16 protein-coding genes are annotated in these 20,173 nt (G+C 65.9%); 6 read left to right on the top strand and 10 right to left on the bottom strand.

All coding sequences use genetic code 11. From position 1 onward, the window contains the following. Positions 1-30: 30 nt before the first annotated feature. The 8 genes from HH308_RS05480 to HH308_RS05445 all read right to left on the bottom strand — a co-directional run bounded on the left by HH308_RS05480 (position 31) and on the right by HH308_RS05445 (position 10,842). Positions 31-885, bottom strand: a complete 855-nt coding sequence (locus tag HH308_RS05480) for a hypothetical protein (RefSeq protein WP_170193167.1) — start codon at positions 883-885, stop codon at positions 31-33. Next, entirely contained in the window at positions 882-3,140 is a 2,259-nt protein-coding gene (locus HH308_RS05475; RefSeq protein WP_170193166.1) for a hydantoinase B/oxoprolinase family protein, read from the bottom strand. Before HH308_RS05475 ends, HH308_RS05480 begins: the two co-directional genes overlap by 4 nt. A gap of 43 nt (positions 3,141-3,183) precedes the next feature. After that, on the bottom strand, positions 3,184-5,316 hold the full coding sequence (locus tag HH308_RS05470; RefSeq protein WP_170193165.1) for a hydantoinase/oxoprolinase family protein: 2,133 nt from the start codon (positions 5,314-5,316) through the stop codon (positions 3,184-3,186). 1 nt (position 5,317) lies between these two features. Further along, entirely contained in the window at positions 5,318-5,701 is a 384-nt protein-coding gene (locus HH308_RS05465; RefSeq protein WP_170193164.1) for an acetone carboxylase subunit gamma, read from the bottom strand. Positions 5,702-5,761: 60 nt separating this feature from the next. Next, positions 5,762-7,684, bottom strand: a complete 1,923-nt coding sequence (locus HH308_RS05460) for a hydantoinase/oxoprolinase family protein (protein WP_170193163.1) — start codon at positions 7,682-7,684, stop codon at positions 5,762-5,764. Between the two features lie 509 nt (positions 7,685-8,193). Next, positions 8,194-8,955 carry an ABC transporter permease gene (locus HH308_RS05455; RefSeq protein WP_170193162.1) on the bottom strand — a complete coding sequence of 254 codons (762 nt, stop codon included), beginning with the start codon at positions 8,953-8,955 and terminating at the stop codon, positions 8,194-8,196. 2 nt (positions 8,956-8,957) lie between these two features. Continuing rightward, positions 8,958-9,977, bottom strand: a complete 1,020-nt coding sequence (locus HH308_RS05450) for an ATP-binding cassette domain-containing protein (RefSeq protein ID WP_170193216.1) — start codon at positions 9,975-9,977, stop codon at positions 8,958-8,960. 214 nt (positions 9,978-10,191) lie between these two features. Next, complete coding sequence (locus HH308_RS05445) at positions 10,192-10,842, bottom strand: PadR family transcriptional regulator (protein WP_170193161.1); 651 nt, start codon at positions 10,840-10,842, stop codon at positions 10,192-10,194. A 166-nt stretch (positions 10,843-11,008) separates the two neighbouring features. On the opposite strand from HH308_RS05445, the gene HH308_RS05440 reads away from it, so the two are divergent. The 3 genes from HH308_RS05440 (at position 11,009) to HH308_RS05430 (ending at position 14,581) form a co-directional block, all read left to right on the top strand. Beyond that, a complete protein-coding gene (locus HH308_RS05440) occupies positions 11,009-12,028 on the top strand; it encodes a beta-ketoacyl-ACP synthase III (RefSeq protein WP_170193160.1) in 1,020 nt (339 codons plus the stop codon). 64 nt (positions 12,029-12,092) lie between these two features. Next, positions 12,093-13,724: a peptide chain release factor 3 gene (locus tag HH308_RS05435; protein WP_312870395.1), complete on the top strand. Its 1,632-nt coding sequence runs from the start codon at positions 12,093-12,095 to the stop codon at positions 13,722-13,724. A gap of 5 nt (positions 13,725-13,729) precedes the next feature. After that, entirely contained in the window at positions 13,730-14,581 is an 852-nt protein-coding gene (locus HH308_RS05430) for a hypothetical protein (RefSeq protein WP_312870394.1), read from the top strand. Between the two features lie 3 nt (positions 14,582-14,584). Here HH308_RS05430 and HH308_RS05425 read toward each other — a convergent pair whose 3' ends face one another. Beyond that, a complete protein-coding gene (locus tag HH308_RS05425) occupies positions 14,585-15,610 on the bottom strand; it encodes an enoyl-CoA hydratase/isomerase family protein (protein ID WP_170193159.1) in 1,026 nt (341 codons plus the stop codon). 167 nt (positions 15,611-15,777) lie between these two features. On the opposite strand from HH308_RS05425, the gene HH308_RS05420 reads away from it, so the two are divergent. The 3 genes from HH308_RS05420 to HH308_RS05410 are packed head-to-tail and all read left to right on the top strand — an operon-like array spanning position 15,778 to position 18,561. Continuing rightward, complete coding sequence (locus tag HH308_RS05420; protein ID WP_170193158.1) at positions 15,778-16,440, top strand: hypothetical protein; 663 nt, start codon at positions 15,778-15,780, stop codon at positions 16,438-16,440. Next, positions 16,433-17,782 (top strand): glutamine synthetase family protein, encoded by a 1,350-nt coding sequence (locus HH308_RS05415; protein ID WP_170193157.1) that lies wholly within the window; start codon positions 16,433-16,435, stop codon positions 17,780-17,782. Before HH308_RS05420 ends, HH308_RS05415 begins: the two co-directional genes overlap by 8 nt. A 59-nt stretch (positions 17,783-17,841) precedes the next feature. Continuing rightward, positions 17,842-18,561 carry a gamma-glutamyl-gamma-aminobutyrate hydrolase family protein gene (locus HH308_RS05410; RefSeq protein ID WP_170193213.1) on the top strand — a complete coding sequence of 240 codons (720 nt, stop codon included), beginning with the start codon at positions 17,842-17,844 and terminating at the stop codon, positions 18,559-18,561. Between the two features lie 719 nt (positions 18,562-19,280). Here HH308_RS05410 and HH308_RS05405 read toward each other — a convergent pair. Continuing rightward, positions 19,281-19,985, bottom strand: a complete 705-nt coding sequence (locus tag HH308_RS05405) for a TetR/AcrR family transcriptional regulator (RefSeq protein WP_170193156.1) — start codon at positions 19,983-19,985, stop codon at positions 19,281-19,283. Between the last annotated feature and the right edge of the window lie 188 nt (positions 19,986-20,173).

Below are 20,173 nucleotides of genomic sequence, written 5' to 3'. Positions count from 1 at the left end.
TGTCAAGGATCGAGTAAGTGTGGGCACGGCCTAAGTCACCGCACCGCGGAGCACCGCTATCCGATCGAGCACCTTCTCGGGGCCGGAACCCGGCGGAATCCGCGAATGAAGAAAGCCCCGAACCGGCGGATCCGGCGGTGCGTCGTCGGCCCAAAAGCCCTCCGGGACAATGACTCCGGTGGCGACGTCGTCCAGTTCGACACCGGTGATCCAGAACGAGGGCCGTAACGACGCGGCCAGCTGCGGAGGCGCAGACCGGGTGACGTACCCGAGGGACCATCGATAGTGCGCCGCGACGTTGACGATCGGGCCGTAGAGGTCGACCCGGTCGGCGGTGAGCGCGTCGCCCGACTCGGGCTCCTCGACGACCAGCGCGTCAAGACCGGACTCCGACAGCGTCCGGAGGAAATCGGCGAGATAGACTGCCGCAGAATCGATGTCGTCCTCGTCGAGCTCCGGTGACGATCCGCCGAACGCTCCTCGGTAGGCGAGCGTCACTAATGCGTCCGGCGCCGCCGTCACCAGGGCGATCACCTTGCCGCTCAACGCCGTTCGCAGCGATCCGATCAAGTCGGCGAAATGGGCGCGCAACGCCTCGTCGGCGAACAGCGTCCGCAGCGCCGCGGTGGTCCGTCGCTTCGCCGACATCGCTTCGACCAGGTCGGGATGAGCATCGATCCACGCGGTGAGGACGGCTGTGGCATCGACCCCGACCACGTCGGAGTCGATGAGGCTCATCGCGGTGCGCTGCCAGGCGATCACCGCGTCGACGTCGAGCCACCGAACCCGCTCGTCGAGCAGCTGCTCGACGTAGGGCGTGTAGTCGAGCCACACGAGGCCGGCCGACTCGCCGGCCAGTGTTGCTGCGAACGACGTCGTGCTCACGGCTGCACCTGGGCGCGCAGCGCGGCGTTCTCGGCCTCCAACCGAGCGATCTCCACGTCTTTCGGGTTGAGCATCATCATGCTCTGCAGCTCGTCACCGGGCATCGCGACCCGTTGGCCCAGCGTGCTGCCGTACACGACCGACGAGTCGCCCCAGGCACCGAAGTAGTCGAGGTTCGTCGGCGGCTCGGCCGTCACCCACTGCGCGACGAACTCGTCATAGGGTGTGCCGCGGGCGATGCGGGCGGCTCGCTCGGCCGCCCGGGCCGCCGCGGTGCCCTCCTCGTCGAGGGTGAGCGTCTGCGGATCGAGCACCACCCGGTAGATGTCTTCAGCCACCTTGACCGAGAGCAGGTCCTCCTCGATGTCCTTCATCACCAGTACCGGATCACGTTCAAGGACATCACCGTAGCCCGCGCCGCCGCCCTGGCACATCATGTTCAGCTCGCCGCGCTGCACCAGCTTGAAGGTCTGGGCCATCGGCATCGTCGAATATCTGCCCCCTTCGAACGGCTGGCGGTTCATGATGTCGATGATGTCGAAGTTGGCTTCGTCGGGGTTCGCGGCGAGCTGGTCGAGGACGTCGATGCCTTCCACCCGGCACAGCGGATACGCGGGTGTGCCGTAGCCGCCGAACAGTCCCTGCAGCGCGGAGAACTTGGAGCCGGTGCAGCCGAACATGAAGCCCCACATGTCGGTCTTCTGCGACGTCGCTATCTGCTCGTAGCCCAGCCCACCGCGGTATTTGCCGAACCCGATGCGGTCTTTGGCCAGCGTGAACGCCCCGAGGCGCACCATCGGGAGTTCCTCCTCGGCGAGCTCCATCTCGCCGATGTCGCAGAACGCCGCGAACGGCGGCGACACCGAGTGCTCACCGTCGCGGTTGTAGCGACCACCCTGACCCGCGCCGTTGATATCCGCGCAGAAGTTGCCGACTTCCTGGCCGTGCTGGGTGAGTCCGCCGTAGATCATCGTCGCCGGCTGGTCGTACTGCGAGGCGAGAATCGAGGTGTACTGCTTGGGCAACTGGTAGATGAACTTCGCCATCGGGATGACCGGGAAGGTCATCGCTTTGAACAGCGGAATCAGACTCATCGCCTGCGGAGTCACGAACGACGCGTTGACGAGGGAGTTCTCGTCCCAGATGAAGTTCAGCGGGGTGAACACGGCCTGCGTCTGCGGGAGGTCGGGCCAGATGTTCTGCAGGAATCCCGACATCAGCATCGTCTTCATCGAGCCCTGGCTGGTGTTGATCGAGCGATTCAAGAACTCCGGCGACGTGCCACGGAAGTCCATCGTCATCTCGTCGCCGTCGACGGTGATCGCACAGTTGATCCGCATCAGGACGCTCTCGCGCAGCGTCGAATCGCAGAAGCCGGTGACGCGCGTGGTGCCGTCGGGCATCTCGGCGATCCGGCGACGGACCTCGTCTGCCACCCCCTCGATGTGCTGGCGCATCGTACCCATCAACGCATCGGGGCCGAACTCGTCGAGCACCGACTCGATGCGTTTGCGCAGACGCAGCAGCGCGTGCAACTTGACCGACATGTCCTCGTACTGCAATTTCGGGTCGCGGACCGAGTTCTGCAAGAACGTCTGCAGGTCACGCTTGATCTGGAAGTTCTCGATGACCTTGAACGGTGACATCTTGAGGCCTTCGTCGAATTTGCTCTCCGCCGCGGCGGGCATGCCGCCGGGTTCGGTCGAGCCGTTCTCACCCTCGTGGATGGTCGCCGACAGCCACGCGACCAGTTCGCCGCGGTGATACAGCGGCATGATCGTCGACTGGTCGGTGTTGTGGATGCCGCCGAACCTGGCGTCGTTGTGGATGAAGCCGTCACCGTCGCGGATGCCGACGGTCGGCTCGTCGCCCCAGGTCCGCAGGATGTACTTGATCGGATAGTGGCAGCATCCGGCGAATCCGACGACGCCCTTCGGCGCGATCATCGCGAGGTCGCCCGACGCGGTGAAGATGGCGGCGACGAGGTCGCCCCACTTGGCACCGGGCGCCGCTCCCATCTGTTCGATCATCGTGTTGGATTCGTCGAGCGCCGCCATGATACGACCGCGGATCTGGTTGACCAGGTGCGGATCGAGACCGTCGTCACCGAGGATGCGCACTTCCTCGTCACTGCGACCCTCGATGCGGTGGTTGCGGAAGATCGACGGATCCGGGCCGTGGAAAAGGACGTTTCCGGCAAGGAACTCGTCCTGCAGCGCCTGGTCCTCGGCGCTCAGAGGGGTGTTCTCACACATGATTCCTTCTTTCGAATTCAGGTTCAGTAGTCGACGCGACAGCTCAGTCGGCGATCCGGGTCATCCAGACCGCTCGGCCGTCCACCGCCTGGTAGCGCCAGCCGGGCTCGACGAGGTATGTCGTCGCCTCTGTTTCGATGACGGCCGGCCCGGTGATGTCGGTGCCCGGTGTCAAGGCGGCGTCGTCGAAGATCGAGGTCGGTACGCCGCCGTCGACGCCGACGAAATGGCACTCGCGGGTGGCGACCGGCTCGGGGGTGGTGCCCTGTTCCAGCGGAGTCAGGTCGGCGAACGGCACGCCCGGCGTCTCGACCCAGGACAGCACGCGCACCGTGTTGACTCGAACGCCCGTCGCGGTGGCCTGGCTACCCTCACCGAACCGCTCGGCGTAGCGCTGATCGAATGCGCTGATCAGATCCAGCACATCCTTCTGCGAGGTGATTCGATTTCCGCGTGCCTGCACCGCGGTCTGTACCCGCTGATTTCCGTAACGCATATCCAATTCGAGACGGTGCTTGACCAATGAGCCGTCGATGCCCTGCCGCTCCAGATCCGCGCGGCCCCGCGCTTCCAATTCGGCGACTTTCTCGTTGAATTCGGTGAAGTCGGTCATGAAATACTTGTTGGTCGGATCGAAGAGCACGATCCACGTGTTCGCCTCGTGAATGTGCATTTGATTCATGTCGCCCGCGCCGACGGCGGAGAAGATCGGCGCATGCGGCGGGCACAGGACCCGGCTGACGCCGAGAGCGGATGCGATGCCACAACCGTGCAGCGGACCATTACCGCCGTAGGCGAGGAAGGTGAAATCGGCCGGCTCGAAACCTCGAACTCGCAGCTCGGTAGCGATGCCGTTGGCCATATTCGAATCGACGGTCCGTTTGATCAGCTTGGCCGTCTCGGTGACGTCGAGATCGAGGTCGTCGCACAGTTCGTCCTCGACGGCGCGCTTGCTCCGCCGTCGGTTCAGAGCGATCTTGCCGCCGGCATAGTTCTCCGGATCGAGGTAGCCGAGCAGCAAGTCCGAGTCGGTGACAGTGGGCAGCAAACCGCCCCGGTCGTAGCACGCCGGGCCGGGGTCGGATCCGGCGCTCTCCGGCCCGACGGCGACAGTCTTGAAGACCGAGTCGTAGCTGCAGATTGAGCCGCCGCCGGCGCCCAGCGTCACCAGGTGCACCATCGGCACGCTGACCATCCAGCGTTCGATGACCGGCTCGAAGTCGTAATGCTTCACGCCGCCTTCGACGACGATGCCGATGTCGAAACTGGTACCGCCCATGTCGGTCGCGACGACGTTGCCCAGCCCGGTCGTGTTCGCCAGTGCCTCCGACGCCGCGATACCCGCGACCGGGCCGGAGTGGACCGTCTGCAGCGCGTCGGTGGAGTTGAGTTGCGCCATGCCGCCGGAGTTGTGGATGACGAGCATCGGCTTGTCGTAGCCGTCGTCGCGCAGATGCAGTTCCAGGGTGCCCAGGCCGTGGTACATGACGCTGTGCAGAAAGCCGTCCATGATCGTCGACGTGGCGCGGGTGTACTCGCCTTTGCGGCCGCTGACCTGGTGTGACAGCAACATCGGGATGGCACCGAGAAGGTGGCCCGGGTACTCCTCGAGGAAGATCTCGCGGATGCGCAGTTCGTGGGCGGGATTCACGACGCTGTTGGCCAGGCACACGACGATCGTCTCGGCGCCATGGTCGATGAGCTCGCGCAACGACGATCGGACGCGGTCCTCGTTCAGGGTCAGCAGTACATCGCCCTCGAAGTCGATGCGTTCATTGACTTCCCGAATCAGCGGAATCGGGACGATGGCGTCGGGTCGCTCGGCGTTGGGGATGTCGAGCATGGACTTCCAATCCAGGCCGACTCCGTAACCCTTGGCCCGGGCGAGCGGCACCGACGAGCGGAATCCGGCCGTGGTCAGCAATCCGACGCGGGGACCTTTGCGCTCGATCAGGGCGTTGGTGCCCAGCGTCGTCGCATATCGCACCGAGTCGACGCCCGACAGCAGTTCCGTCGTCGTCAGCTGGAGCTCTTTACACGCCGTTTCGAGCGCCTCGTTGAAGCCGATCGCGAGGTTTTGATGGGTGGTCAGCGACTTCTGCAGCAAGGTCCGCTCGTCCCAGACCACGAAGCAGTCGGTGAACGTGCCACCGATATCAACCGAAACTCGACGCATGTCAGATTTCCTCTCCGGGACGGGCGTGCGGATGATTGACGACTTCGACGTCGCGCCAGCGCTGCTTGAGTTTGTCGATATCGAACTCGATGTCATGGGTCGGCGGATGCCCCGGTGGCAGGTACTCGGCCTCGACCAGCTGCCCGCACGACGGGCAGTAATACTCGAGGATGCGGCACCAGGACGGGTCCGGGGAGAATGTGTACTCGTACTTTTCGGGGTCGAGCAACGGCTGATGAATCTCCCGCGGATCGCGGTCGTATACCAGGAGGCCACGCTTGTAATTGTCCCGCGCGGAGATGATCTCGCCGTCACAGGAACGGCATTCCCAGATCTCGGCATCGAGGTCGATGCGGAGATTTTCGGTCACCAGGACTTTCTTCATGTTGATTTCCTCAGTTGCAGACGAAGCATTCGGGATTCGACGGTTCGGTCGACGACGGACTTATTGGCGCGACAGCAAAATGTCGCCGTTCTCGTTGAGGTGGAATTGCCACAGTGGGTCGACGCGGCATGTGAAGTACTGGTCCTCCAGTACCGCGGGACCGGTTGCGAACACCGCACCCGGCTGGTCCTCGACCCGGAACAGCGGCACCTGGGTGGGCTCGCCGTCGCGCAGCAGAGTGCGGGTGCCCACGGCCACCGCGGGTTGCGCATCGGACGCCCCGAGGGTGCCGGTCAGCATGGGGTGCGGGGCGGCCGCGGATACCGTCACCGCCAGCGTCAGTTCATCGCCGACTGCACCGGCCGCAAGCGTGGCGTCAGGCGCCTGGCCGTCACCAAGGTCGATCTGGGTGACCTCACCGTCGGAGGTGACCTGCAGTGTCGCAGTGACGGTGCAGTCGATGAGGTCGGCGCCCTCGGCGAACATGTCGCGCCGTGCGGTGTCCATCACCTCCGACAGCGCGGCGTCGACCTCGCCGGCGTCGGCGACCAGCACTTCGTAACGGTGTCCGATGTCGGAGAAGCCGAGTCCGAAGGCGGAGAAGACGGGGGCCAGTCCGGGAATGAACACCTGGTTGACTCCGACCGCGTCGGCGACTCGGCAGGCCAGCAGCGGCCCGCCGCCGCCGAACGCCGCGAGGGTGGTGCGCTCGGTGATGGAGGCGAAGTCGGTCAGACCGTCGGCGATCTTTCCCACCCAGGCGTTCTGGATGGCGTCGATCGCTTCCTCGGTGCTCAATGCGAGTGGCTTCCCGACATGCTCATCGATCGCTGCGACGCCCCGGGCGCGATCGAGGGTCAGGTTGCCGTTGAAGAACGTCGCCGGGTCGATCAGGCCACTGGCCACGGCCGCGTCGGTGATGGTGGCCTTGTCGCCGCCGAGGCCGAAGCAGGCGGGGCCGGGAGCACTGCCGACCGACTCGGGCCCGACGACAATCTTCCCGTCGACCACCCGGATGATCGAACTGCCGCCGACACCGAGACTCTCGGCTTCGCTCAGCGGAAAGCTCGTCGCGATGCCGTGAATCTGTCCGTAGCGTTCGACGCGAGACTCGCCGTCGGTGAGTTCGGCCAGGTCGGTCGTCGTCCCGCCGACGTCCATCGAGACGACGTGACCGAATCCGTAGTGCGCCGCAACGGCTTTGATGCCTTCGATGCCGCCACGCGGTCCTGAACTGTAGGTCTTGATCGCAGTGGTTTTCGCAACGCGCGCCGACAGCCCGTCGTTGCGGAAGATACGCAGCGGCCGTTGATTCTTGTTGGCGCGCAGATGATGTTCGGCGTTGTAGAGGAACTTCTCCATCGCCGGATGAAGGAACGCGTTGAATATCGTGGTCCAGGCCCGGCGCCGGTCATCCCGGTCGTCGACGACCTCGTGCGAATAGAGCACCGGAACCGCGCCGAGCAAGTGCTTGGGGAACTTGGACGCGGTGATGACGCGGATCTGCGATTCGACTTTCACTCGATCGCCGCCACCGTGCACTACGACCACGCGGTTGGCTCCGCGAGAAGTCAGCGAATTGACGGCGGCGAGTACCTCGGTCCCGAGATCGGCGTCGGCATCGATGGTCGCGACGCGTTCACCGACCAACACCTCCCAGAACTCGCGCTCGGCGGCGTCGGAGGTCAGGTCGGCGACGGTGATGTCGCCGGAGAGCACCACGCCGATGCGTGGGCCCTTCTTCTCCACGATCGCGTTGGTGCCCTGCGTCGTGGAGTAGCGGATGCTGTCGGTGGTCCGCAACAGCGACGGAAGGTCGGCGGTGCCGTAGATCAGCTTCGACGCTTCCCGCAGACCTTCGACGAAGCAGCGCGACAGATCGTGCGGTGTGGTGAGTGTCTTGGTGCGCCGAATGTCGTCGCCGTCGATCACGCAGATATCGGTGAGGGTTCCCCCGTTGTCTATGTTGATCAGTCGCCCCATCAGGGCCTCCTCTGTGAGTCGAACTACTGCGCGGGCGGCGGGAGTCGCCCGGTGCGGTGATGCTCATCACAGAGTGGCCAACGGGTGGTGTGGGGCACACCACCCGTTGGAGTGGCAGGACGGTTGGCGGGTCGTGTACTTCAGTTGCGCGGCCTGCCGAGCCCTCGCTACTTCGACTTGAAAAGTCGGTGTCCGGTCGCAGTCGCCCGCTGGTTGAGCCGGGCCGAAGCGCTAGCGCAGGCCCGAGTCGAAACCACGCAACCCGACGCTGCCAACGCACCAAACTCGAAGCGACAGTTGATAACTCGTTCTCACCATGGTTTCGACACGGGCGCGTCTCGCTGCGCCTACTTCGACTCGCTGCGCTCGCTCAGCACGGCGCGTCGGGCCCGGCTCAACCAGCGAGGGGAGGCGCCCTTCACTCACTACCGACACGTCCTCGCGCACACCGCCGGCACACTGCACACATCCTCACCCGGCAAACCACATAGGAAACACACCCAACCGGCCTACGCGTCCTCTTTGCGGAAAACGCTTGTCCCCCACCAGGTTCCGAGTGCGGCGAGGATCACCGACGCCAGCAGGCCCCAGGCCACCGACGCGGTGGCGACGTCGCCGCCGAATGCCGACCGCGCGGCGTCGACGATCCACCGGAACGGCATGAAGTCACTGATCCGGTGCAGCCACGACGGCCCCAGCGTCATGGGCAGCAGGATGCCCGACAACAGCAGCACCGGCATCATCACCATGTTGATCAGCGGCGCCATCACGTCTTCGCTCTTGGTGGTCAACGCGAGCGCGTTCGACGCCGCGGCGCACGCCCCGCCGATCAGCAGGGTGATCACGATGCCCACGACGATCCCGACGAACGATCCGCGCATCCCCATCAGCAACCCGAGCAGCACCAGGATGACGGCCTGCACGAGCAGTTGCAGTTCATCGCGCATCAACCGCCCGACCAACAGCGCGGTCCGGCTTGCCGGGGTGACACGCTCGGCCTCGATGACGCCCTCTCGCCATTCGCCGATCAGCCCGAAACCCGCGAAGAACGCACCGAAGATGCCCAGCTGTACCAGGAGTCCGGGAACGAGGAAGGTGTAGGCGTTGTCCGAGCCGCCGGGGAACTGCGCGACCAAGGGCTTGAGCAACGGGCCGAACAGCACCAGATATAGCACCGGCTGCATGATGCCGATCAGCACCCAGGCGGGGTTGCGCAGATTCATCCGGATCTGCCGACGGAAGACGATGAACGATTCACGAGCGAATGTCATTGTCACGCACCTTCTTTCGCGAGTTCGAGGGATTCGGCCGCGGAGTCGCCGCCGGACTGTTCGGCCTCGGCGTCGCGCAGAGACCGCCCGGTGAGGGTGAGGAACACGTCGTCGAGCGTCGGTTTGACGATCTCGATGGAGTCGAGCACCACGCCGTCGGCGTCGAGGGCGCGCAGCAACCCGGGGATCTCGCGTCCGGCGCCGCGGACTCGTCCGCGCACCAGTCGACCGTCGGCGTCGAGGTCGGTGGCGATGGCCCCCAGCTTCGACGACGCCACCGCGACGTGCGTGTCGTCGGCCACCTGCAGGCTCACCAGATCGCCGGACACCTGCGCCTTGAGATTCGACGCCGTGTCCGCGGCGACGATGGTGCCGTTGTCGATGATGATGATCCGGTCGCTCAACGCATCGGCCTCGTCGAGGTAGTGCGTGGTGAGGAAGACCGTCGCACCGCGTTCGGTGCGCAGTTTGGCGATGTGGTCCCACAGGTTGGCGCGGGCCTGCGGGTCGAGGCCGGTGGTCGGCTCGTCGAGGAACACCAGCGTCGGGTCATGAATGAGGCCCATCACGATGTCGAGGCGACGCTTCTGTCCACCGGACATGTTCTTCGGCATGCGCTCCCACAGACCGTCGAGCTGTAGCTGCGCGAACAGTTCATGCCCCCGGCTGATCGCGTCTTTGCGGGACATGCCGTAGAGCATCCCGTGGTCGACCACTTCGTCGCCGGCCTGGGCCTGGCTGAACGTGCCGCCGGCCTGCGAGACGTAGCCGATGCTGCGTCGCACCATCACCGAATCGGCCACGACGTCGTAGCCGTTGACGGTCGCGGTGCCCGCACTCGGCCGCAGCAGCGTCGTCAACATGCGCAGGGTCGTCGTCTTTCCGGCGCCGTTGGGCCCCAGGAACCCGACCACCTCCCCTTCTGCGACGTCGAGGTCGACGCCGTCGACCGCGCGCACCTCGCGTTTCTTCTTGCCCTTTCCGGTGTGGAACGTCTGCACGAGACCTCGTGCACGAATCATGTCCATGGAATTCCGCCTCCCTCGTGGTCTTTCCCAGCTTGTCGCATATTCCGGTCAGTATCCGTCCGCTTGTCCCGACTCCGCCGACTTTCAAACCTCGGCAACTATTCAAATTTGAACACCGCCTTGAGCCTGCCTGGAAATCCGCTTCGCGTCAACCGCTCGCGTCGTACGTGCAGGGCATGCAGAGGCAGACTCGGTCAGCTCGCGAAACTCATCGGTGCAGCATGCGCAGATAGCGTTCGCGATCGCTCGACATCTGATAGCCGGGATCGTCGGCGGGGGGCACCCAAGTCGATCCCGCGTCGTTGACGAACAGTTCCAGGGTGCCCGCGCGATAGTCGTCGATCACCGACTCCAGCCAACGGAGCTCGGCGACCGCCGCGTCCTGCCACAACTGCTGACTGCGCAGCGCGTGTGGCGGAGCGTACGGGTACGCCGACGGATCGCTGAAGTCGGGAAATGATTCCACCGTCGCCGACAAGGCCGCACGCCGCTCGTCCAGCATCTGTTCGCCGCGCTCGCGGCCGAGCAGCGGGAGCATGCCGAATGCCGCGTTGAAATGACGCCGATCGAACAGGTCGACGGTCACCAGCGCCGACATCAACAGTTCATCGAGCCGCTCCCGCCCGGCCGGCGTCAGTTCGTACACCGCGACGTCGCGCCCACGATCGGTCAACGTGTGCCGAAGGAGCAATCCCTTCTCGGCCAGGGCGCCGAGTCCGTGGTAGATCGACCCGGGCTTGATGTTGGCCCACTCGTCGACGCGCCACGACATCAGCTCCCGACGGATCTGGTAGCCGTTGACCGGCTCGAACAGACCCACCGCGCCCAGCAGCAGCATGTGTGTCGTCGAGACGGCCATGGTTGTCCACCTTAGGCTTCGACGCTCCCCGAGCGCATCGCCGTCGGGGGTTCGCAAGACGAAGAACCCAACCTACTTCCCCGTAACCTCGGTATGTGAGACCGTCTATGATGAACTACATAACGCACATGCCGTTCGGCGTGTCGAGAAAAGGTGAAGGAACCACATGACTGTCCTTGCGGAGACCAGCGGTACACGCAACATCGGCATTCTGGGCATCGGCGCCTATCGGCCCGAGCGCGTCGTGACCAACGACGAGATCTGCGAGAACATCGACTCCTCCGACGAGTGGATCTACACCCGGACCGGCATCAAGACCCGCCGCTTCGCTCGCCGCGACGAGACGGTGATGGACATGTCCGTCGACGCCGGCCGTAAGGCGATCGCCAATGCGCTGCTCTCCGGCTCCGACATCGACGCCGTCATCGTCGCGACCAACACCCACCTGCTGTTGACGCCCGCCGCCGCGGTGAAGGTGGCCACCGAACTCGGCGCCAACGGCGTCCCGGCCTTCGACGTCACCGTCGGCTGTGCCGGATTCGGCTATGCGATGGCCATCGCCTCGGACATGGTGCGCGGCGGCAGCGCCAGCCACGTCCTGGTGATCGGCGCCGAGCAGCTGTCGGTGACGATGGACATGAACGACCGCGGCAACTGCTTCATCTTCGGCGACGGCGCCGGGGCCGTCGTCGTCGGCCCCACCGAGGACCAGCAGCTCGGACCAGTCGTGTGGGGCTCCGACGGCACCCAGTTCAACGCCATCCGCCAGGACATCGACTGGGTGACCTTCCTCGACGGCGACGATCACCGCAAGCGCCCCTACCTGCGCATGGAGGGCACCAGCGTCTTCCGGTGGGCCGCCTTCGAAATGGGCAAGGCCGCCCAGCGCGCGCTCGACGCCGCGAAGATCGGCGCCGAAGACCTCGACGTCTTCGTTCCACACCAGGCCAATTCGCGGATCAACGACCTGCTCGCCCGCAGCCTCAAGCTCAAGGACGGCACCGTCGTCGCCAACGACATCGAGTACACCGGAAACACCTCTGCGGCGTCGATCCCGCTCGCCATGGAGGATCTTCTGTCGACCGGCAAGGCAAAGCCCGGCGACACGGCCCTGCTGCTCGGCTACGGCGCGGGCCTGAGCTACGCGGCTCAGGTCGTGAAGATGCCGCCGGTGCCCTTCGAATAGTCGATACCGCGCGCGGGGACTACTCGAAATTCGTCTCCGCGCGCCCACCGACTAAGGTGGCTGGGTGACTTTGCACTCCGACACCGTTGCCCGCGAGGTCCGTCGTCGGCGCACGTTCGCGATCATCTCCCACCCGGACGCCGGCAAGTCGACGATGACCGAGGCGCTGGCCCTGCACGCGCGCATGATCAGCGAGGCGGGCGCCGTCCACGGTAAGGCCGGGCGCAAGGCGACCGTCTCCGACTGGATGGAGATGGAGAAGGCCCGCGGCATCTCGGTCAGTTCGACGGCGCTGCAGTTCAACTACACCGCATCGCAGTCCCCCACGACCCCAGCCGACGACCCCGACCATCCGCACGTCGTGAACCTCGTCGACACCCCCGGCCACGCCGACTTCTCCGAGGACACCTACCGCGTCCTGACCGCCGTCGACGCCGCGGTGATGCTCATCGACGCCGCGAAAGGCCTTGAGCCGCAGACACTTAAGCTCTTCCAGGTCTGCCGTCACCGCGGCATCCCGGTGATCACGGTGGTCAACAAGTGGGACCGGCCCGGCCGCACCCCGCTCGAACTCATCGACGAGATCAGCGAACGCATCGGCCTCACCCCAACACCGTTGTTCGTTCCGGTGGGCATCGCGGGCGATTTCCGCGGACTCCTCGACCGGCGCACCGGCGAATACGTGCGCTTCAGTCGCACCGCGGGTGGCGCCAAGATCGCACCGGAGGAGATCCTCGACGCCGACGCCGCGGCCGCGCGGGAGGGCGACGAGTGGGCCTCCGCGCTTGAGGAGAGCGAGCTGTTGTCCGAGATGGGCCAGGACCACGACCAGGAGATGTTCCTGGCCGGGCAGACCTCCCCGATGATCTTCACCTCGGCGATGCTGAATTTCGGTGTGCGCCAACTGCTCGAGGCCCTCGTCGAACTCGCGCCGGCCCCGGCCGGGCGCCTCGACGTCGACGACAATCTGCGCGACGTCACCGAACCGTTCAGCGCCGTCGTATTCAAGGTGCAGGCCGGAATGGACGCCAGCCACCGAGATCGCTTGGCGTACATGCGAATCGTCTCCGGTGAGTTCGAGCGGGGCATGGTCGTGACGCATGCGCAGACCGGCAAACCCTTCGCCACCAAGTACGCGCAGGCCGTCTTCGGCCGCGATCGCTCGACCGTCGACACCGCCTATCCCGGCGACGTCGTGGGTCTGGTGAACGCGATGGCATTGGCACCCGGCGACACGCTGTTCGACGCCCCGCGCGTGCAGTTCCCGCCGATCCCGTCCTTCGCGCCGGAGCACTTCGCGACGCTGCGCGCCAACAGCGCGGGCAAGTACAAACAGTTCCGCAAGGCGATGGACCAACTCGACTCCGAGGGCGTGGTTCAGGTGTTGCGCAACGACACTCGCGGCGATGCGTCGCCGGTGCTGGCGGCGGTCGGTCCGATGCAGTTCGAAGTCGTCACCGCGCGAATGAAGTCCGAGTTCGGTGTCGACACGACCATTGAGCCCCTTGGTTATTCGCTGGCGCGTCGCACCGATGAGGGCAGCCGCGCCGAGCTCGATCGGCAGCGCGGTGTGGAGGTCTTCACGCGCACCGACGGCGCGATCCTGGCATTGTTCAGCGACAAGTGGCGACTGGCGTATGTGGAGAAGGAACTCCCCGACCTGACGCTGGAACCGCTTGTCGCGACGGCGGATTGACGACCGTGCCCTCGACTGCGACACCCGGCGCACGCCGTCGGCGCTGGATGCGCACGCCCGGGGCGGTGGCGATGGCCACCGCCGCACTCGGCGGCCTCGCCGCCTGCGGGACCGACGCCGCGGTGTCGACTGCCTCCAGCCCGACGTCGAAACCGGTGAGCGTCCGATCGGCCGTCGTCGCCGACAGCGAATGCCAACAGACCCCGCCCACCGGCACCGTCGACCGGACCGGCTCGGATCTGAACTTCCATTCCGGTGAGATCCGAATCTCGTTGGTCCCCACCGCGACAACTCCGACGACGGTGCCGGCTCCGACGCCACCGCCGGTGCCCGTGGCCCCGACGTCCAGCGCTGCGGCGACGTCATCCAGCGCCGCGCCCGCTGCTCCGGCATCGCAGTGCTTCGGTTACCGCCGGTGGGGCAACAGCGATCCCTCGGTTCCCCCCGACTCGCTGCTCTTCGCCTTCAAGGGCGACGGCAGTGGCGGCGCCCAGGTGTCCTTCTTCGTCGGCGATCTCACCGGTGGCGGCCCGCCTCCGGCCGGTGGCGTCCGGCACGTCGTGCCCGCTCTGGTGGCGCCCATCAACGCGCAGGTCGGCGTGTCCGCGAACGGCACCTACTATCAGGCGACGCAGTGCTCGCTGAAGATCACCGCGATGTCGTCGACGCGCGCCGCCGCATTCTTCCAATGCCCCACTGCCACAACGTCGAAGGCCAATCCCTTCGACCCGTCCGATGATGTGTCCTACGATTCCGACGAGACCGCCGCGAGTTCCGCGGTGCCCGGCGCACCGCAGGCACCGTCCGAAACACCGCGCACCGCACTGCTTTCCGGATGGTTCAGCGTGTCGAGATAGGTGTCAGGCGCCGACGATTCGGGCAACTGTCGCCGCGTCGACCCCTTCGAGTGTCGCCGGGGTGAAGGCCGGGCTGCGGTCCTTGTCGACGAGGACCGCGCGGACTCCTTCGGCGAAGTCCGGCGTCGCCGTAATCTGTTCTGCCGCATGAAGTTCCCGATCGAAGCATTCGTCGAGCGTTGAGCGTGCACCCGCCGCGATCAGCGCTGCCGTCACCGCCAGGCTCGTCGGCGACGCCGACGCGAGCAGATCGAGCATGCTCGACGCCCAGTTCTCTTCGGTCGACGCCCCATCGTCGGCGCCTGCCGCACCGCGCAGACCGCCGACGATCGCGGCCGCGTTGTCGCCGGTGAAATACTCGGCGATCTTGTCCAGCGGCAGCGGTTGCGCCGCCGGAACCGCCAGTCCGCCAAGGGCTTCCACCAGGGGTGCGCCCGCTCGGATCGCCGCCGCCAACTCCGGAAGGTCGGCCGAGCTGACCGCGTGCGTTGCCAGGCCGATCTCCAGCGCCTGCGCGCCGGACACTCGAGAACCGGTGAGCCCCATCCAGTTTCCGACGCCGTCGGGCAGGCGGGGCAGAAAGTAGGTGGACCCGATGTCGGGGAAGAAGCCGATCGCGGCCTCCGGCATCGCGATCAGGGCCTTCTCGGTGACGACGCGGATCTCGCCGTGAATGCTGATGCCCAGGCCGCCGCCCATGGCCGCGCCGTCGATCAGGCTCACGTACGGCTTGGGGTAATCGGCGACCAGTTGATCGAGCCGGTACTCCGCGCTGAAGTACTCGGTGATGGCGGCATGATCGCCCGCGATCGCCGCTTCGCGCATCACGCGGATGTCGCCACCGGCGCAGAACGCCCGCTCGGACGCCGAGGTGACGAGGACCGTGCGCACCGCGTCGTCGTCGCCCCACTCGGCGAGAATCCGGTGCATGTCGTCGACCATCGACTGATCGAGAGCGTTGAGCGCCTTGGGACGATCCAGAACGATCTCTCCGACGCCGTTGGCGATGGTGCTGCGGATATGCGACATGCACCGAACATTAGTGGGCCTCGCCCGGATCACCGCCGGTGGGGGACGCGGCGTCGCCCAGTTCTTCACGCAGGCCGATTGACAAAGTGTGATCCATGCCGCACGATCATAGTCACTTGATCGAGACAAATGACTATGACAGCAGATCGAGTCGAAAGGAAAACACCATGACTCACACCATCGCGCCTCCCGAGCCGACCGTGGCGCCGCTGGGCGTCACAATTGCGATCGAGGACGACGCCACCCCGATCGTCCGACTTATCGGACGCACCCTGCGCGACTCGGTTCACACCGGCCACGCCTCGGCCGCGTTGGACGAATTGCGTGCGGTGGTCGCCGTGCGATCACACGACACCCCGCAGGCCGCGACGGTCGCCTTCTCCGGCGGGTCGATCGCGGTGTCCAACGGCGTGTCGGGCACCCCCGACGCCACCGTCACCGTCGACCTCAACGGACGGTTCGCCTCGGTGGGCGAGCCGGATGGTGACTCATCGACCGCCGCCGCGGTGCTCGACGCGTTGGCCCCGCCGCTGCCGCACTGGCAGGAGGCTGCCGATTCGTTCTGGGCCGCGGCACGCTCGATCCGCGGCATCCCGGACGTGCTCGTCGTCATCGCGGCCGACGACGACGGCAATATCGAGCAACACGTCGCCGGCGCCGGCGAATCGCAGTATCTGATCGCCGGTCCACCCGAGCTGCTCGCCGGAATCTTCAGCGGCGCAGACGATCTCCTCGCCGCGCTGATGACCGGTCAGCTCGGGCTGTCCGGCACCATGTCCCAACTGTCGGTGTTGACCGCCGCTTCCTGGAAGGTTCGTTACGATGTCTGATCTGCTCACCACCCCCGCCGTCCGGGCCTATCGTCTGGAAGCCACCAACCACGACGGCTGCTTCCTGGGCAAGAACGTCTCGCCCGCCAAGTTCGCCTCGGGTCTCGATTCCGGGTATGCCTTCGCCGACCTGCTATTCGGCCTCGACCTGGGCAACATGCCGCACTTCGGCTACGCCTTCCCCGAGTTCCGCGGCCACCTCGACGACGTCTACCTGCGTGCGGACCTGAACACCAAGGTCGAGTGGCAACCCGGCCTGGAGTCGGTCATCGGCGACTACTGGCTGCGCACCGGTGAACCGGTGTCGATCTGTCCGCGCAATCTCGCGAAGAAGATGGTCGACCGACTCGCAACCCACGGCTTCACCGCGACCGTCGCCGTCGAGATCGAGATGACCCTGTTCGAGGAGTCGATCCACGAGGCGCGCACCAAGGGCTACCAGAACTTGACGCCGCTGGGCGGTTCCGCCGGCACCGCCTACCACCTCGCCCGATCCACCGACTGGGTCGCCTACATGACCGCCGTCGAGCGTCGTCTCGACGAGCTCGGCATCGAGTGGGAGGCGTGGAGTGACGAGGATGCGCCCGGCCAGTCGGAGCTCAACCTGTCGCCCGGATCGCCGATCGACGTCTGCGACGCCTGGGCCCGCACCCGCCAGGTGCTGCGCGAGGTCGCCTTCGAGCAGGGACACACCGTCACCTTCATGGCCAAGCCGACTGCGGGCTACGGTCAGGCGTCGCACCTCAACGTGTCGCTGCAACGCGACGGGGTCAATGCCTTCTATGCACCCGACGGGCCGTCGGAGACGATGCGCCACGCCATCGGCGGTCTGCTCGAGACCATGCCCGGCGCCACCTCGATCGTCCTACCGCAGATCACTTCCTACCGGCGGCTCGTCGACCTGAGCGGTCCCCCGACCACGATTTCCTGGGGCATCAGCAACAAGACGACGTCGGTCCGCGCGGTCTGCGGACATCCGAAGTACTCCCGCATCGAATACCGGGTGCCCGGCGCCGACGCCAATCTGTACCTGGCGGTGGCGACCGTCCTCGCCGGCATCATCGCCGGTCTGCAGCGGCAGAGCGACCCCGGCGAGCAGGTCGCCACGATGGCGTGGTGCATGCCTCCGGGCCTGGGCGTCGACCGGATTCCCGACACCATGTCGAAGGCCGCCGACGCGCTCGACGCCGACCCGATTCTGCGCGAGCTCCTCGGCGACGAATTCGTCGACTTCTGGGTGGGCACCCGGCGCTGGGAGTGGATGCAGTTCCACACCGGCGGCGGTGATCCGTTCGCGGAACTCTCCGAGTGGGAGTCGACCCGCTACTTCGAGTTCCCGTGAGCGGTATCGCGGCGGGTCACCGGCCGCCGCTGATCGGTCTCACCGGTCGGCGGTTCCGGATGGGCCTCGTCGCCGGCGCCCATCCGGGCTACAGCCACCGGCTCACCGACAGTTTCATGACCGACTTCGCCGAGCGCATCACTCGCGCCGGCGGTGTGCCGGTGATGCTCCCCTACGACGCCGATCCGCGCGCGTTGACGCAGTGGCTCTCCGGCGTCGTGATCACCGGTGGTCAGGACGTGCACCCCAGTTGCTGGGGCGGCGACGAGTCGGTGGTCACCGATGTCGATCCGCTGTCGGATCCGGGGGTGCACGATCCGGCACGCGACCTGTTCGAGACAGCGCTGATCAGAGCCGTGCTCGACGCCGGGGTGCCGCTGCTGGGCGTATGCCGCGGCATGCAGGTCCTCAACGTGACACTCGGCGGCACCCTGGTCGCGGATCTGCCGAGCGGTCCGGTGCGGCATCTGATGACGACCGGCCCGCTGTCCGACGGCGGCGCCGATCACGTGGTCGAGTTCACGCCGGGCTCGGTGGCGCAGTCGATCTTCGGCAGCCGACATCGGACGAACTCGTGGCACCACCAGGCGGTCGACACGTGCGGCGCGGGACTCGTCGTCGGCGGACGCACGTCCGACGGCGTCGTCGAGTCGATCGAACTGCCCGACGGGTCGGCGCTGGGTGTGCAATGGCACCCCGAATGGATGGAGAGCGACGACGGCGCGCTGCGCTGGATCGTCGAACAGGCAACCGCACGCGAAGGTGCACACATGAGTTGAGCACCGCACCAAGACCTCGACCACCCAGGCGATTCCCCTGGGTGGTCGAGCTCCCACGTGGGTGAGCTCGCTCCGTCCGCTGGTTGAGCCGCCCCGTCCGCTGGTTGAGCCGGTCCGTCCGCCGGTTGAGCCGGTCCGGAGCGCTAGCGCAGGCCCGTGTCGAAACCGCGTAAGCCGAACTGCCATCGCAACCAAACACGTTGACACAGTTACGAATTCCGCCCACTGGTTTCGACTCGCTACGCTCGCTCACCCAACGGAGGAGCGCTGCGCTCGCGCAACCCCGGATCCACCGACGGTCGACCCCGACCGCTGGTTGAGCCGCGAGGAGCGCTAGCGACGAGCGTGTCGAAACCCCTGTACCACAATGCATTTGATGGTTGCGCACGTGTCGAACTGTGATGGTATCGAACATCGAGGGCGTGTGCACCCATAGGGTGCACACGCCTCACTTGCCGGGTGTCATCGCCGATGTTGGTGCGCATCATCGAAAGTCGTTGTGGCTGAGAGGTTTCGACACGGACTCGGCTAGCGCCTCGTCCGGCTCAACCAGCAGAGGGACGCTTCGACCGGTCAAACCAGGCTCAACCAACGGAGAGACGCTACGCTCGCTCAACCAACGGAGGGACTACATCGAAGCGGAGGGGCAGACGAGGCAGCCCGACCCAAAACACCCTGCGACCGTGCGCCTTTCACCCCATCACATCGAGGTGCCGCTACTAGGCCGGCACCCACGACACCAGGGAGCTTCGCAACCTGGATTCCGGCGGCGTCACCCCATCGAACATCGACACGACGACCGACGCCGAGCGACTGTCCGCGGGCGCTGCGGCCAGCCGCGCGTCCATCCACATGTCGAGCACGCCGACCAGCAGATCGATCTGGTGCAGGGCCGCGTCACGGTCGGGAAAGACCAGATAGTTCAGCGCAAAGCCGTCCGACATCGTGGTAACCAACGTGACGAGCTCGTCGACGATCTCCGGTTCGAGGTCCTGCCCCGCTGATTCCGCCGCGGCTCCGACGATGTCGCGCATCGTGGTGATCGCCTCGTCGTACACCAGGTGCGCCTGCTGCGCGTCCTGTCGTTGCGCCCATGAGATCAGTTCGGCGATCGCCTGCGCCGTCTCCCGATTGGTGAGGTACCACTCCGCCATGGCTCGCAGCAGTCCGCGGGTGGTGGCCCGAACGTCTCCGTGACAATCGTTGGCCAGCAGCACGTCGCGATATTGGCCGGCGACGTGCTCGAACACCGCGGCGAATAACACCTCTTTGGACGCAAAGCAATAGTGCAGCGTCGCGAGCGGCGCGTTCGCCTCATCGGCGATCCTGCGCGTCGTGGCGCCGTCGACGCCGCTCTCCGCAATCACCCGCACGGCCGCGTCGATCAGCTCGACGCGCCGTTCCGCGGCCGGAATGCGAGCCATGGCAGTACTCCTTCGCTAATTGTCGATCAATTGATCTAGTCACTACACCGTACCAGGTGCTCGAAATAGAACAATACCGAATTCATAGTCATACGTCTTGATCATTTGACAGTGATGCTCTAGCGTTATGACCGGCATCACATCCACTGCTCTCGCCCCCGGTTCGCCGACTCCGGATGGGCAGCCTC

This window comes from Gordonia asplenii (assembly GCF_012933505.1).
Lineage (GTDB): Bacteria > Actinomycetota > Actinomycetes > Mycobacteriales > Mycobacteriaceae > Gordonia > Gordonia asplenii.
This window is presented reverse-complemented; position numbering and strand designations above follow the sequence as displayed.

Excerpts from the sequence above, each read along its gene's own strand:
- HH308_RS05455 (WP_170193162.1), bottom strand. The coding sequence starts at position 8,955 with ATGACATTCGCTCGTGAATCGTTCATCGTCTTCCGTCGGCAGATCCGG.
- HH308_RS05415 (WP_170193157.1), top strand. The coding sequence starts at position 16,433 with ATGTCTGATCTGCTCACCACCCCCGCCGTCCGGGCCTATCGTCTGGAA.
- HH308_RS05425 (WP_170193159.1), bottom strand. The coding sequence starts at position 15,610 with ATGTCGCATATCCGCAGCACCATCGCCAACGGCGTCGGAGAGATCGTT.
- HH308_RS05465 (WP_170193164.1), bottom strand. The coding sequence starts at position 5,701 with ATGAAGAAAGTCCTGGTGACCGAAAATCTCCGCATCGACCTCGATGCC.
- HH308_RS05420 (WP_170193158.1), top strand. The coding sequence starts at position 15,778 with ATGACTCACACCATCGCGCCTCCCGAGCCGACCGTGGCGCCGCTGGGC.
- HH308_RS05405 (WP_170193156.1), bottom strand. The coding sequence starts at position 19,985 with ATGGCTCGCATTCCGGCCGCGGAACGGCGCGTCGAGCTGATCGACGCG.
- HH308_RS05470 (WP_170193165.1), bottom strand. The coding sequence starts at position 5,316 with ATGCGTCGAGTTTCGGTTGATATCGGTGGCACGTTCACCGACTGCTTC.
- HH308_RS05445 (WP_170193161.1), bottom strand. The coding sequence starts at position 10,842 with ATGGCCGTCTCGACGACACACATGCTGCTGCTGGGCGCGGTGGGTCTG.
- HH308_RS05440 (WP_170193160.1), top strand. The coding sequence starts at position 11,009 with ATGACTGTCCTTGCGGAGACCAGCGGTACACGCAACATCGGCATTCTG.
- HH308_RS05460 (WP_170193163.1), bottom strand. The coding sequence starts at position 7,684 with ATGGGGCGACTGATCAACATAGACAACGGGGGAACCCTCACCGATATC.
- HH308_RS05410 (WP_170193213.1), top strand. The coding sequence starts at position 17,842 with ATGGGCCTCGTCGCCGGCGCCCATCCGGGCTACAGCCACCGGCTCACC.
- HH308_RS05475 (WP_170193166.1), bottom strand. The coding sequence starts at position 3,140 with ATGTGTGAGAACACCCCTCTGAGCGCCGAGGACCAGGCGCTGCAGGAC.
- HH308_RS05450 (WP_170193216.1), bottom strand. The coding sequence starts at position 9,977 with ATGATTCGTGCACGAGGTCTCGTGCAGACGTTCCACACCGGAAAGGGC.